The organism is Massilia sp. 9096 (assembly GCF_000745265.1).
Classification (GTDB): domain Bacteria; phylum Pseudomonadota; class Gammaproteobacteria; order Burkholderiales; family Burkholderiaceae_D; genus Telluria.
In genome coordinates this window covers 2838511-2851921 of sequence record NZ_JQNN01000001.1, presented here as the reverse complement: position 1 = coordinate 2851921, position 13411 = coordinate 2838511, and the positions used below count along the sequence as shown (strand labels likewise).

Sequence of the window (13411 nt, the reverse complement as noted above, 5' to 3'; positions counted from 1 at the left end):
GGGTCGACTGGGCGGCATTGCGTTGTTCTGACGTTAGCTGGGACTGCATACTCATCTCCAGGTGAAGGATCAAGGTTTCAGGCGGCGTGGTCCGGGCAGCACGAGCGTGGCAGGTGCGAAATGCACCGGGCCAACTGGCTGGACGCGGATATGGACCGCAAGCAAGTCGAAACGCTGGAGTCAGTATGCCAACACGAGTTCGGCATTCATATCAGCAACGGCTGATTGTAGGGGTAGGACAGGACGGCGCCTTGTAGGAAACTTCCTATGGAGCGTCTTCGCTTGAGAGGAGAGCCGGTGGCGCTGCTCGCGCTCCGGCGGTAGAGGATGCCGGGTGGCCGATCCGGAAAATCAGTCGCTTGGAAGGCACACAGCGTGCAGTACGGAGGTCAAGACTATTCTGTGGCTTCTGTAGCCGGGGTGTCAGGCTCTCATCGGCGCCAGCAGACGGTGCGCGACGGCGTATTGGACCATTTCCGACAGCGAGGTCATGCCCATCTTTTGCATGATGCGGGTCTTGTGGGTACTGACGGTCTTGACCGACAAATGCAGGTTGTTGGCGATTTCCGTGATCGACTTGCCGCCGACGAGCAGCGAAAAGACCTCGAACTCACGGTCGGACAGCTGCTTGTGCAACAACTGTTCGTTGGGCGCCATGATGTTCAGCGCCAATTGCTCTGCCACCTCGGTACTGATATAGGGACGGCCGGACGCGACCTTGCGGATCGCACCGACCAGCTGGGTGCCCGCGCTTTCCTTGGTCAGGTAGCCCTGGGCGCCGGCGCGGATCGCGCGCACCGCATACTGTTCTTCCTCGTGCATGGTCAGGATCAGGATCGCCAGCTTGGGCGCTTCGCTACGCACCTGGCGGATGAGGTCGACACCGCTGCGGCCCGGCATCGACAGGTCGAGCAGCAGCAGGTCGAAGCCGCCCTGGCGCACCAGCGCCAGGACTTCGAAGCCATTGGTGGCTTCGCCGACGATCTCGATGTCAAGGGCGCCGTCGAGGATGCGCTTCAAGCCTTCGCGCATGATCGTGTGGTCGTCGGCAATCACAATACGAATCATAAGAGTCCCCGGGTACCGTGTGGAGCATAAGTCAGACGCTACCACAGTTGTATATACGCTCGCTGCTGTTTTTGCGTAAATTGCATCACGCGGGCACGCGCATGCGCGCCCGTCATGACGGCGCTCACGTGCCCGGTTCGCGGATCAGGCGGTGCACCAGCACAGGTTTACTGGTCTGGGACAACACCTTGTTGGTGACGCTGCCGAGCAGCAGCTGGCCCCAGCCGCTGCGGCCGTGCGAGCCCATGAAGATCAGGTCGCAATGCTTCTCATTGGCAACTTCGACGATCTTGAGCGCGGCGGCGTCCGAAAATGCGGTCATGCAGCTGTGCTTCAAGCCACAGCCCTCGGCGGCGCGCATGATCGATCCCATGTAGTCCTCGCCCATGCGGCGCATCTGGGCCAGGTATTCTTCTTCGCTGGGGTAGGAAGGCGGGATGATTTCGACATACACCGGATATTGGTATTCCGGCGCGACGAACAGCGCCAGCACTTCGGCGCCCATCTGTTGCGCGAACTTGACGCCGGCACAGGCGGTGTGCTGCGACACCGCCGAGCCGTCGGTAGTGATCAGAATCTTTTGGTACATGGTGAGTCCTCCTCCCATCACGACACCTTCTTATTGTAGTTCGTGTTTTCCGACCTCACCGATCATAAATAGTTGATCTCACTCAAACATGTGTTCGCTTAGTCCCAGTGACGGCTTGCGCCGAGCCGGGCAATAGTCGATAACAAAATACAACAGTGGCCGTGTAAATATGTTCACGAATAAGACGAAATGCGGTCGCAGAACGACGTTTACGCCGTGAATCAACAACGCTCCAGGCTACAAAGATTTACCTACGGCAACCACACTGCTACACTCGTGCAAAACCTAAAGCGCCGCAAGCCGGCAAAATCAGCACTTTTTTAGATACCACACGGCAATTTAAATGACCCGGACGCGCCCGCCATGCGGCGCGCGGGCGTGGATTGCCTTACTGATCATTGCGACATTACATTATGGAGAAGCAGGGACTATGACCGACGCCGCTGACGATTTCGACGCATTATTCGAGGAAGTGGCTGCGCAGCGATCCGTCGCGGCAGCCCCCGCGGCCGCCCCGGCCCCGGCACCCGAGCCTGTCGCTGACGACACCGACGACCTGGAGGCACTGTTCGACCAGGTTTCCGCCACTTCCGCCCCGGCCCCGGCCGTGAGCGCGGCGCCGGCGCCCGTGGTCGGCAACGTAGCGGCCGACGAGCCGGTGGACGACGCCGGAAAGAACATGTACGAACGCCTGGGCGGCATCGTGCGCGTCATGCACGACTCGCTGCGCGAGCTGGGCTACGACAAGGCGCTGACCGAGGCGTCGTCGCAGATCGTCGATGCGCAGGACCGTCTGGAATACGTCGCCAGTCTGACCGAGCAGGCCGCCAACAAGGTGCTCAATACCCTGGACGAGGGCATGCCGGCCCAGGACGTGCTGTCCAAGCAGGCCAAGGACATGGAAAACCGCTGGACGGACCTGTTCGCCGGCAAGCTGTCGATCGACGAATTCAAGGCGCTGGCCGGGGACTCGCGCCAGTTCGCCCAGCTCGTGTCCGAAGCGACCGAAGCGGAAAAGGCGCGCCTGCTCGAGATCATGATGGCCCAGGACTTCCAGGACATCACCGGCCAGCTGATCAAGAAGGTGGTGATCATCACCAAGGCGGTCGAGAACGAGCTGGCCCAGCTGCTGCGCGACAGCGCGCCGGCCGAGGTCAAGGAAAAGCTGGCGCAGAAGCAGGCCGCGCAGGAGCAGCCGGCCGAGCTGATGTCGGGTCCGTCGGTGCCGACCGTGGCACTCGACCAGGACAGTGTCGATGACCTTCTCGCCGATCTGGGGTTCTAATGGATGACATGCTCAAGGATTTCGTCGTCGAGGCGATGGATCTGGCAACCAATGTGGAAGAGCATCTGCTGCGCCTCGAACGCGATCCGGATAACAAGGAAACGCTGAACGCGGTGTTCCGCTCGTTCCACACGATCAAGGGCGGCGCGGGCTTCATGGGCCTGCCGGCGCTGGTGGCGGCCTGCCACCTGACCGAGAACCTGTTCGACGCGCTGCGCACCGGCGCCGCGCCGGTCACGCCGTCGGCGATCGAGGCGTCGCTGGTGGCGTCCGGTTTCGTCGCCGACCAGCTCAACGACCTGAACAACGGCACGCCGGCGGAAGCGCTGGCGTCGATGCCCGACGAGCTCGAGCGCATGCTCAAGGATGCGATCGCCGGCAAGGACGTGCCCAAGGCCGCGCCGAAAGCCGCCGCGCCCGCGCCTGCACCCGCAAGCGCGCCCGCGCAGGCAGCGCCGGCACCGGCACCGGCCCAGGCGGCCGTGACCGGCCCCGATGGCCTGGACTGGGAAGGGATGTTCATGTCCGTGGTCCCGGCCGGCACTTATACGCCGGCGGCGCCGGCGGCGCCTGTCGCAGCCCCGGCCGCGGCGGCCGCCGATACCCCGGCAGCAGCAGCGCCGGCGCCGGCAGCGTCCGCGCCGGCCGCCGCGCACGCCGACGCCGCCCCGGCCAAGCCGGGCTGGGATGGCAGCGAGCGCCGCGCCGACGCCAAGCCGGCCGCGAGCGCCCCGGCCAAGGACGAGAGCATCCGTATCGACGCGGTCAAGCTGGACGCGCTGCTGGAAGTGGCCGGCGAATCGGTGCAGGCCGCCAACCAGGCCGCCGTGCTGCTCGAGCGCCTGTCGCAGTTCAAGTTCGAAGGCCAGGCCGCCACGCTGATGGCGACCCTGACCGAAACGCTGGAACGCGCCTCGCGCTACTCGGCCGAACTGCAGCGCGCCACGCTGGCGACGCGCATGCAGCCGGTGGGCCGCCTGTTCCAGAAGTTCCCGCGCCTGGTGCGCGAGCTGGCCAAGGACCTCGGCAAGGAAGTCGAGCTGACCATCGAAGGCGCCGAGACCGAAGTCGACCGCGTCGTCGTCGACAGCCTGTACGACCCGCTGGTGCACATGCTGCGCAATGCGCTCGACCACGGCGTCGAAGGGCCGGAAGACCGCATCGCCGCCGGCAAGCCGGCCAAGGCCTTCATCCTGCTCAAAGCCTGGCAGGAAGCCAACAGCGTCATGATCGTGCTGCAGGACGACGGCCGCGGCATGAATCCGGCCAGCCTGCGCAAGAAGGCGATGGAAAAGGGCCTGATCTCCGAGCACCAGGCCGCTTCCGACGACGAAGCCTACCAGCTGGTGTTCCTGCCGGGCTTTTCGACCAAGGAAGTGGCGTCGTCGGTGTCCGGCCGCGGCGTCGGCATGGACGTGGTCAAGACCGCGGTCGAGAAGAACCGCGGCGCGATCCGCATCGACTCGAACCTGGGCACCGGCACCAAGTTCTCGATCCGCCTGCCGATCGAGCTGTCGATCGTGCCGACCATGCTGGTGTCGACCTCGAACGCCCAGCTGGCGCTGCCGATGGCGGTGGTCGAGCGCGTGGTCGAGCTGCCGGAGAACTTCATGCAGGTCGGCGGCGCGCCGGTGCTGAAGGACCAGGGCCGTCCGCTGCCGGTGCGTTCGCTGGCGCTGTCGCTGGGCTACGAGGAATGCTCGGAGCGCGTCGGCATCGTCATCAACGCGCCCCAGCCCTACATCCTGGCGGTGGAAGCGGTGGACGGCACCGCCGACCTGGTGATCAAGCCGATGACGGCGCTGAACGTCGACGGCATCACCGGCACGGCGCGCTCCGCCGAGGGTTCGCTGGTGCTGGTGGTGGGCTTGTCCTTCCTGATGGATGGATGCCGCTCCGCAGTGCGCCTGGCTGCTTAAAGGGGGCTCGCAAACCTGCTGCGGTTTTCGAGACCCCCAATGCTCTGTCGTAGCGCGATGATGCTCAATGTTGGGGCGCTGAACAAAGCCACGAAAAGCCCGTACGATTCGTCGTCCGGGCTTTTTTCTTTCTAAATCGGATTCGAAGTCTGAACTTAATTTGGCTGTAAATCGCTGAGGTGGCATAATCGTGCAAAAGGCCTGCCTTTTCGCAACGCACAAATATGGCATAATCTAAGACCATGCCCGCATGTAGCGGTCGTCTCGACGGAACTTATCATGCTGAAAACGCTCTACGACAAACTCTGGGATTCGCATGTCGTGCGTGCCGATGCCGATGGCACCACCGTGCTTTATATCGACCGTCACCTAATCCATGAAGTCACCAGCCCGCAGGCGTTCGAAGGCCTGCGCGTGGCCGAGCGGCCGCTGTGGCGCGCCTCGGCCAACCTTGCCGTCGCCGACCACAACGTGCCGACCACCGACCGCCGCGAGGGCATTCTCGACCCGACCTCGCGCCTGCAGGTCGAGACGCTGGACGCCAACACCAAGGCCTTCGGCGTCACCTACTTCAACATGAACGACAAGCGCCAGGGCATCGTGCACGTGATCGGGCCGGAGCAGGGCGCGACCTTGCCAGGCATGACGGTCGTGTGCGGCGACTCGCACACCTCGACCCACGGCGCGTTCGGCGCGCTGGCGCACGGCATCGGCACCTCCGAGGTCGAGCACGTGATGGCCACGCAGACGCTGCTGGCCAAGAAGTCGAAAACGATGCTGGTCCAGGTCGACGGCGCCCTCCCGCACGGCGTGACCGCCAAGGACATCGTGCTGGCCGTGATCGGCAAGATCGGCACCGCCGGCGGCACCGGCTACGCGATCGAATTCGCCGGCTCGACCATCCGCTCGTTGTCGATGGAAGGCCGCATGACGGTCTGTAACATGGCGATCGAGGCGGGCGCGCGCGCGGGCATGGTGGCGGTCGACGACACCACGATCGAGTACGTGAAAGGCCGCCCGTATGCGCCGGCCGGTCCGCAATGGCAGGGGGCGGTCGCCTACTGGCGCACGCTGCACTCGGACCAGGGCGCCAGGTTCGACATGGTGGTCACGCTCGACGCCGCCGAGATCAAGCCGCAGGTCACCTGGGGCACCTCGCCCGAGATGGTCGCGACGGTCGACGGCCGCGTGCCCGATCCGGACAAGGAAAAGGATCCGGTCAAGCGCGACGCCATGGAAAAGGCGCTGGTCTACATGGGCCTCACGCCCAACACGGCGCTGCAGGACATCCGCATCGACAAGGTCTTCATCGGCTCGTGCACCAACTCGCGCATCGAGGACCTGCGCGCCGCCGCGGCCGTCGTGCGCGGGCGCCAGAAAGCCTCCAACGTCAAGCTGGCGATGGTGGTGCCGGGCTCGGGCCTGGTCAAGGAGCAGGCCGAGCGCGAAGGCCTCGACCAGATCTTCAAGGCGGCCGGCTTCGAGTGGCGCGAGCCGGGCTGCTCGATGTGCCTGGCGATGAACGCCGACCGCCTCGATCCGGGCGAGCGCTGCGCCTCGACCTCGAACCGCAACTTCGAAGGCCGCCAGGGCCAGGGCGGGCGCACCCACCTGGTGTCGCCGGCCATGGCTGCGGCCGCGGGCATCGCTGGCCACTTCGTCGACGTGCGCGCGCTGTAAAGTATGTCGTGCGCGGTCGCCTCATCCAGGGGCCGCGCGTGTTTGCAATCGCCGGGCCGCGTCGATCACGCCGGCCCGATTTGACCAGAAAATCCAGGAACAGCATGAAAAAACTATTCGCTCTCGCACTGATCGCCATCGCCGCCGCAGGCTGCAACACCATCTCCGGCATGGGCAAGGACATCCAGGGCGCCGGCCGGGCGATCCAGGGCGCGGGCGGCCGCTAAACCGCAGCTGAGCCGCAGCCGAGCGGCAATGAGCCGCACATAGGAAAGAGCATGGACAAATTCACCGTACACGAAGGCATCGTGGCGCCGCTGGACCGCGCCAACGTCGACACCGACGCCATCATCCCCAAGCAGTTCCTCAAGTCGATCCGCCGCACCGGCTTCGGCCCGAACCTGTTCGACGAGTGGCGCTATCTCGATCACGGCGAGCCCGGCATGGACAACACGCGGCGTCCGCTGAACCCGGACTTCGTGCTGAACCAGTCGCGCTACCAGGGGGCGTCGATCCTGCTGGCGCGCAAGAACTTCGGCTGCGGCTCCTCGCGCGAGCACGCGCCCTGGGCGCTGCAGCAGTACGGCTTTCGCGCCATCGTCGCGCCGAGCTTCGCCGACATCTTCTTCAACAACAGTTACAAGAGCGGCCTGCTGCCGATCGTGCTGAGCGAAGCCCAGGTCGACCAGCTGTTCAACGAAGTCAAGGCCTTCCCCGGCTACAAGCTGGTCGTCGACCTGGAAAAGCAGGTCATCGGCACGCCCGACGGCCACCTGGCGTTCGAGTTCGCGATCGACGAATTCCGCAAGTACTGCCTGCTGAACGGCCTGGACGACATCGGCCTGACGCTGCGCCACGCCGACGACATCCGCGCCTTCGAAGAGCGCCATCTGCGCAGCCAGCCCTGGCTCGCCAACACCATCTGAGTCGAGAACGAGAACATGAAGATCGCAATCCTGCCGGGCGACGGCATCGGCCCCGAAATCACCGCGCAAGCCGTCAAGGTCTTGAACGCGCTGGGCGAATCGTTCGAGATGGAGAGCGCGGACGTTGGCGGCGCCGGCTACGCGTCCCAGGGCCATCCGCTGCCCCCTGGCACGCTGGCGCTGGCCAAGGCGGCCGACGCGGTGCTGTTCGGCGCCGTCGGCGACTACAAGTACGACAAGCTCGAGCGCGCGCTGCGTCCCGAGCAGGCCATCCTCGGATTGCGCAAGGAGCTCGGCCTGTTCGCCAACCTGCGCCCGGCGATCCTGTACCCGGAACTGGCCGGCGCCTCGACACTCAAGCCCGAAGTCGTGTCCGGCCTGGACATCCTGATCATCCGCGAGCTGACCGGCGACATCTACTTCGGCAAGCCGCGCGGCGTGCGCGAATGCCCGGACGGTCCGTTCGCGGGCCAGCGCGAAGGCTTCGACACCATGCGCTATGCCGAAGGCGAGATCCGCCGCATCGCTCACGTCGCCTTCCGGACCGCGCGCAAGCGCAACAACCGCGTGACCAGCGTCGACAAGGCCAACGTGCTCGAGACCTTCCAGTTCTGGCGCGACATCGTCACCGAGGTGCACAAGGAATACCAGGACGTCGAGCTCGAGCACATGTACGTCGACAACGCCGCGATGCAGCTGGTGCGCGCGCCCAAGAAGTTCGACGTGATCGTCACCGGCAACATGTTCGGCGACATCCTGTCCGACGCCGCCGCGATGCTGACCGGCTCGATCGGCATGCTGCCCTCGGCGTCGCTGGACGCCAACAACAAGGGCTTGTACGAGCCCTCGCACGGCTCGGCGCCGGACATCGCGGGGCAGGGCGTGGCCAATCCGCTGGCGACCATCCTGTCGGCCGCGATGATGCTGCGCTACTCGCTCGGCAAGGCGGAGCAGGCCGAGCGCATCGAGAAGGCGGTCAAGGCGGTGCTGGCGCAGGGCCTGCGCACGCCGGACATCTTCGAGCCGGGCACGACGAAGGTCGGCACCGAGCAGATGGGCGAGGCGGTGGTCAACGCACTGCGTTGAACGAACGTTAATGAACGCGCAAGGCGGGCTAAAAAGCCCAACCCTCGTGCAAGCGCAGCAAAAGAGTGATAGTGTAAATGCCCCGTTTTGAAGGCGGCATATCGATAGATTAACGGGAGCTCGCCAAACCGTAGCGAGCGGAAGCAGTGGTGGCCGAGAAGCGCAGCCGTACATCCGGTACGGCGAGCATCGCAGGCCGCCAATGCGACGCGCAGTAGGTTTGGCGAGCTCCCCCTGAAAGGATAGAGATGAAACTAGTAGGGTTGGTTGGTTGGCGCGGCATGGTCGGCTCGGTCCTGATGAAGCGCATGCAGGAAGAAGGCGATTTCGACCACATCGAGCCGGTGTTCTTCACCACGTCGAACCCGGGCGGCGACGCCCCTAAAATGGCGAAGAACGAAACCAAGCTGAAAAGCGCGACCGACATCACCGAACTGTCCAAGTGCGAGATCATCATCTCGTGCCAGGGCGGCGACTACACCACCGAGGTGTACCCGCAACTGCGCGCGGCCGGCTGGAACGGCTACTGGATCGACGCGGCCTCGACGCTGCGCATGAAGGACGATGCGATCATCGTGCTGGACCCGGTCAACCTGAACGTGATCCAGGACGCGCTCGGCCGCGGTGTCAGGAACTACATCGGCGGTAACTGCACCGTGTCGTGCATGCTGATGGGCCTGGGCGGCCTGTTCAAGAACGACCTGGTCGACTGGATGACTTCGATGACCTACCAGGCCGCATCGGGCGGCGGCGCCCAGCACATGCGCGAGCTGCTGACCCAGTTCGGCACCATCAACGGCTCGGTCAAGCACCTGCTCGACGACCCGGCCTCGGCCATCCTCGAAATCGACCGCACCGTGCTGGCGACCCAGCATGGCATGGACGCCGACGAAACGAAGCAGTTCGGCGTGCCGCTGGCCGGCAACCTGATCCCCTGGATCGACAAGGACCTGGGCAACGGCCAGTCGAAGGAAGAGTGGAAGGCTGGCGCCGAGACCAACAAGATCCTCGGCCGCGGCGAAGGTTTTTCCGCGCAACCGATCCCGGTCGACGGCCTGTGCGTGCGCATCGGCGCGATGCGCTGCCATTCGCAGGCGTTGACCATCAAGCTCAAGAAGGACGTGCCGCTGGACGAGGTCAACGACATCATCGCGAACGATAACCAGTGGGTGAAGTTCGTACCGAACACGCGCGAAGATTCGATGCGCGACCTGACCCCGGCCGCCGTCACCGGCAGCCTGACGATCCCGGTCGGCCGCGTGCGCAAGATGTCGATGGGTCCGGAGTACCTGTCGGCGTTCACCGTCGGCGACCAGCTGCTGTGGGGCGCGGCCGAACCGCTGCGCCGCATGCTGCGCATCGTGCTGGAGCGCTGATCCGCAAGGCTTCATCGTCGCCCCGGCCCGGGTTCCGCCTGCGCCGGGGCGACGTTTTTTGGAGCACGCGGGGCGCCGCTCATGCAGCGGGCGCGCTTTTCTTTGTTTTCTCGCATGCTGTCGAATTAACACTCATACACCCAAAAAAACATCATTTCTCTGAATACTCCGTCTACATATCTCAGGGAAGCTGAATGTTTCTTCCTGTAGTGCTTGCATGCAATAAAGCATGATGATATTTTGCTGAGACCTCCGGGCACCGCCGCGCCCAGCGATTTTCTCCGTCAACTCACTCGATTCCGAATATGCACACCACCCACCGCCTTCCGATGAAGTCGTCCGCGTTGAAGCAGCTCACCGCGGCGGTTGCCAGTGCAATGGTCCTGATGTCCTCGGTCCACGCGGCCGGCCTGGGCAAGCTGACCGTGCTGTCGGCGCTCGGCCAGCCCTTGCGCGCCGAGATCGAGCTGACGTCGGTGTCGCCGGAGGAAGCGGCCGGCCTAGCCGCCAAGCTGGCGTCGCCGGACGCGTTCCGGACCGCCAACATCGAGTTCAACCCGGCGTTGCTGTCGCTGCGCTTCAACGTCGAGCAGCGCGGCGGCCGCCAGTTCATCCGCGTCAGCTCGAGCCAGCCGCTGAACGAGCCGTTCGTCGACATGCTGCTCGAGCTGTCGTGGAACAACGGCCGCCTGGTACGCGAGTACACCTTCCTGCTCGACCCGGCCGAGCTGCGCGGCACGCAGTCGGCCCAGGTCGCGCCGCCCGAGAACCGCGCGCCGGCTGCGCGTACGCGCGCGGACGCCGCCGCGCCCGCGCAGGCGGGCGCGCAGCCGGGCGAGACTGCGCCGGAGCCGGCCGAGCGGCCGCGCCGCGGCCGTGCCGCAGCCGACAGCGGCGAGGCCGTGCGCACCCCGACCGCCCGCGATGCCGGACCGTCGCGCTACCGCGTCAAGCCGGGCGACAGCCTGAGCCGCATCGCCGGACAGCTCAAGCCGGTCGACGTCTCGCTCGACATGATGCTGGTGGCGCTGTACCGCGCCAATCCGGATGCCTTCGCCGGCAACAACATGAACCGTCTGAAGTCGGGCCGCATCCTGTCGGTGCCGGACGCCGACGCCGTGCACGCCGTCGGCGAAGACGATGCGCGCGGCACGGTGGTCGCGCACGCGGCCGACTTCAACGCCTACCGCAACAAGCTGGCCGGCCAGGTCGGCGCGTCCGAGCCGGTCAAGGCCGCGCCGGCGGGCCAGAGCGCCGGCGGCAAGATCACCGCCAAGGTCGAGGAGCGCCCGACCGCCGCCAACGAATCGCAGGACCAGCTGCGCCTGTCCAAGGCCGCGCCGAACACCCCGGCCGGCAAGGGCGCGACCGCCAGCACCGAGGACCGCATCGCCAAGCAGAAGGAGCTGGAAGACGCCCAGGCGCGCACCAAGGAACTCGAGCGCAATATCAGCGACCTCGAAAAGATCGCCACGGTCAAGAGCAAGGACGGCGCCGAGGCGCAGGGGAAGGCCGCCGCGTCTGCCGCCCCGGCTCAGCCCGAGGCCGCCAAGCCGGCCAAGCCCGCACCGAAGAAGCTGCCGTCCATTAAGCCGGCGCCTGCCGCGACCCCGGCCGCGGCGCCGGAACCGGGCATCATGGGCTTCATCATGGACAACCTGACCGTGCTCGGCGGCGCCGCCATCGCCGCGCTGCTGGCGGCCTTGCTGGTCGCGCAGCGTCGCAAGAAGAAAGACGTCAAGGCGGTCGCCGAACCGTCGATCCTGAACGTGCCGACCGAACCGGCGCACTCGCTGTTCGCCGAGACCGGCGGCCAGAGCGTCGACACCAACAACAGCGTGTTCAACTCCAGCTTCGCCCCCTCGGCCAGCCAGCTCGACACCAATGAAGTCGATCCGGTCGCCGAAGCCGACGTCTACATCGCCTATGGCCGCGACGCCCAGGCCGAGGAGATCCTGAAGGAAGCGCTGCGCACCCATCCGGAGCGCCATCCGGTGCGCCTGAAGCTGCTCGAGATCTACGCCGCGCGCAAGGACACGCGCGCGTTCGAAACCCAGGCCGGCGAGCTGTACAGCCTGACCCGTGGCCAGGGCGAGGAGTGGGCGCAGGCCGCCGCGCTCGGCCATTCGATCGATCCGGCCAACCCGCTGTACGCGAACAACAGCGTGCATGCCGTCGACGCCGCGCCGGCAGTCCAGGCGGCGCAGGCGTTCGCGCCGTCGACGATGGAATCGGGCGCCGCGCACGACCCGCTGGCGCACGACCTCGACGACGCCTTCGCCGCGGCCGCCAGCGAAGACGCCGCGCGCGCGCCGATGAGCTTCGACCAGCACTTCGCCGACGCCATGGGTACGGCTCAGCCGACCACTCATCCGGCCGCCGAACCGGCCCAGGCGCACGACGACCACACGCTCGACTTCGACCTGGGCGGCCTGTCGTTCGAGCCGGTGACGGCTGCGCCGGCCCAGGCGCCGATCGAGTCTCCGCTCGAATCCCCGCTCGAATCCCGCGATGCGCGCGAGATCGCCGCCGCCAACGACGTGCCCGACCTCGAGTTCGACATGGGCGCCTTCGACCTGACGCCGACCGCCACCCCGGCCGCCGCCGTCGCGCCGACGGTCGATCCGACCCCGGCTGCCAAGCCGGAGGACGAGCCGCTCGACTTCGCGTTCGACATGGACTTCGGCGCCCCGGCCGCCAATCCGGTGCCGCAGCCCGCAGCGCCGCTTGCCGGGACCCCGGCGCCTGCGCTGGACGACCTGGCCTTCGACCACGACCTGCAGTTCGAGACGCCGGCCGGCGAGGAACACCACGCCGCAGCCGCGCCGAACACCGACATCGACATGGCCAGCCTGGCGCGCGAGTTCGACCTGCCCGACTTGCCGACCGAGCCGCACGAAGGCATCCCGGCCGCGCCCGAGCAGGTCAGCCCGGCCACCGAGCTGAAGGATCCGCTGTTCGACCTGGATACGATGGACTTCGGCCTGGGCGACGAGGCGACGCCGCCGGCATCGACTACGGCGCCGCTCGAAGCCGCGCTGCCGTCGATTCCGCACCTGTCGCTGGACGACGATCCGTTCGCGCTGCCCGAGCTGCCGGTCGCCACCCCGGCGCCGCTGGCCGATGCGCCGTACGCCGAGCACGAACTGATCGAGCCGAGCAAGCTCGACACCCACTTCGACCTGCCGGGTTTCGACCTCGACCTGCCGGGCGAGGGCGCGCTGCCGCTGCCGGAAGTGCATGAAGAGGGCGGCGCCGCCGTCGCTGCCCCGACCGCCGCACCGGTCGAGATGACCGCCCAGCAGATGGAAATGGAAACCAAGCTGGACCTCGCGATCGCCTACCAGGAAATCGGCGACAAGGAAGGCGCGCGCGAGCTGCTCGAGGAAGTCATCCGTGGCGGCAACCCGGAACAGACGGCGCGCGCCAACGCCATGCGCGCGGCGCTGGCTTGAAGATGCGATGGAGATGAGGTTGACTGC

At 66.2% G+C, this 13411-nt stretch carries 10 protein-coding genes; 8 read left to right on the top strand and 2 right to left on the bottom strand.

The genetic code is table 11. From position 1 onward, the window contains the following. Positions 1-423 precede the first annotated feature (423 nt). Positions 424-1068: a response regulator transcription factor gene (locus FA90_RS12175; protein WP_036169058.1), complete on the bottom strand. Its 645-nt coding sequence runs from the start codon at positions 1066-1068 to the stop codon at positions 424-426. A 124-nt stretch (positions 1069-1192) separates the two neighbouring features. Next, the gene (locus tag FA90_RS12170) at positions 1193-1657 is read right to left on the bottom strand and encodes a universal stress protein (protein WP_036169056.1); all 465 of its coding nucleotides are present in this window, start codon (positions 1655-1657) and stop codon (positions 1193-1195) included. Positions 1658-2087: 430 nt separating this feature from the next. Between FA90_RS12170 and FA90_RS12165 the strand changes: the two genes are divergently transcribed. The 8 genes from FA90_RS12165 to FA90_RS12135 all read left to right on the top strand — a co-directional run bounded on the left by FA90_RS12165 (position 2088) and on the right by FA90_RS12135 (position 13384). Continuing rightward, complete coding sequence (locus FA90_RS12165; RefSeq protein ID WP_036169053.1) at positions 2088-2942, top strand: protein phosphatase CheZ; 855 nt, start codon at positions 2088-2090, stop codon at positions 2940-2942. Beyond that, complete coding sequence (locus FA90_RS12160; RefSeq protein WP_036169051.1) at positions 2942-4861, top strand: chemotaxis protein CheA; 1920 nt, start codon at positions 2942-2944, stop codon at positions 4859-4861. Before FA90_RS12165 ends, FA90_RS12160 begins: the two co-directional genes overlap by 1 nt. Before the next feature lie 279 nt (positions 4862-5140). Next, positions 5141-6541, top strand: coding sequence for a 3-isopropylmalate dehydratase large subunit (gene leuC, locus FA90_RS12155; protein WP_036169049.1), 1401 nt, complete (start codon positions 5141-5143; stop codon positions 6539-6541). Between the two features lie 104 nt (positions 6542-6645). Next, positions 6646-6768, top strand: a complete 123-nt coding sequence (locus FA90_RS25665) for an entericidin A/B family lipoprotein (protein ID WP_081933810.1) — start codon at positions 6646-6648, stop codon at positions 6766-6768. 51 nt (positions 6769-6819) lie between these two features. Next, entirely contained in the window at positions 6820-7467 is a 648-nt protein-coding gene (gene leuD / locus FA90_RS12150; RefSeq protein ID WP_036169047.1) for a 3-isopropylmalate dehydratase small subunit, read from the top strand. A 15-nt stretch (positions 7468-7482) separates the two neighbouring features. Then, positions 7483-8553, top strand: a complete 1071-nt coding sequence (gene leuB / locus FA90_RS12145; protein ID WP_036169043.1) for a 3-isopropylmalate dehydrogenase — start codon at positions 7483-7485, stop codon at positions 8551-8553. Positions 8554-8801: 248 nt separating this feature from the next. Then, a complete protein-coding gene (gene asd, locus FA90_RS12140; RefSeq protein ID WP_081933809.1) occupies positions 8802-9929 on the top strand; it encodes an aspartate-semialdehyde dehydrogenase in 1128 nt (375 codons plus the stop codon). Between the two features lie 305 nt (positions 9930-10234). Then, positions 10235-13384: a FimV/HubP family polar landmark protein gene (locus FA90_RS12135; protein ID WP_081933808.1), complete on the top strand. Its 3150-nt coding sequence runs from the start codon at positions 10235-10237 to the stop codon at positions 13382-13384. The last annotated feature ends 27 nt before the right edge of the window (positions 13385-13411 follow it).

Excerpts from the sequence above, each read along its gene's own strand:
- FA90_RS12165 (WP_036169053.1), top strand. The coding sequence starts at position 2,088 with ATGACCGACGCCGCTGACGATTTCGACGCATTATTCGAGGAAGTGGCT.
- leuB (WP_036169043.1), top strand. The coding sequence starts at position 7,483 with ATGAAGATCGCAATCCTGCCGGGCGACGGCATCGGCCCCGAAATCACC.
- leuC (WP_036169049.1), top strand. The coding sequence starts at position 5,141 with ATGCTGAAAACGCTCTACGACAAACTCTGGGATTCGCATGTCGTGCGT.
- FA90_RS12175 (WP_036169058.1), bottom strand. The coding sequence starts at position 1,068 with ATGATTCGTATTGTGATTGCCGACGACCACACGATCATGCGCGAAGGC.
- asd (WP_081933809.1), top strand. The coding sequence starts at position 8,802 with ATGAAACTAGTAGGGTTGGTTGGTTGGCGCGGCATGGTCGGCTCGGTC.
- leuD (WP_036169047.1), top strand. The coding sequence starts at position 6,820 with ATGGACAAATTCACCGTACACGAAGGCATCGTGGCGCCGCTGGACCGC.
- FA90_RS12135 (WP_081933808.1), top strand. The coding sequence starts at position 10,235 with ATGCACACCACCCACCGCCTTCCGATGAAGTCGTCCGCGTTGAAGCAG.
- FA90_RS12170 (WP_036169056.1), bottom strand. The coding sequence starts at position 1,657 with ATGTACCAAAAGATTCTGATCACTACCGACGGCTCGGCGGTGTCGCAG.
- FA90_RS25665 (WP_081933810.1), top strand. The coding sequence starts at position 6,646 with ATGAAAAAACTATTCGCTCTCGCACTGATCGCCATCGCCGCCGCAGGC.
- FA90_RS12160 (WP_036169051.1), top strand. The coding sequence starts at position 2,942 with ATGGATGACATGCTCAAGGATTTCGTCGTCGAGGCGATGGATCTGGCA.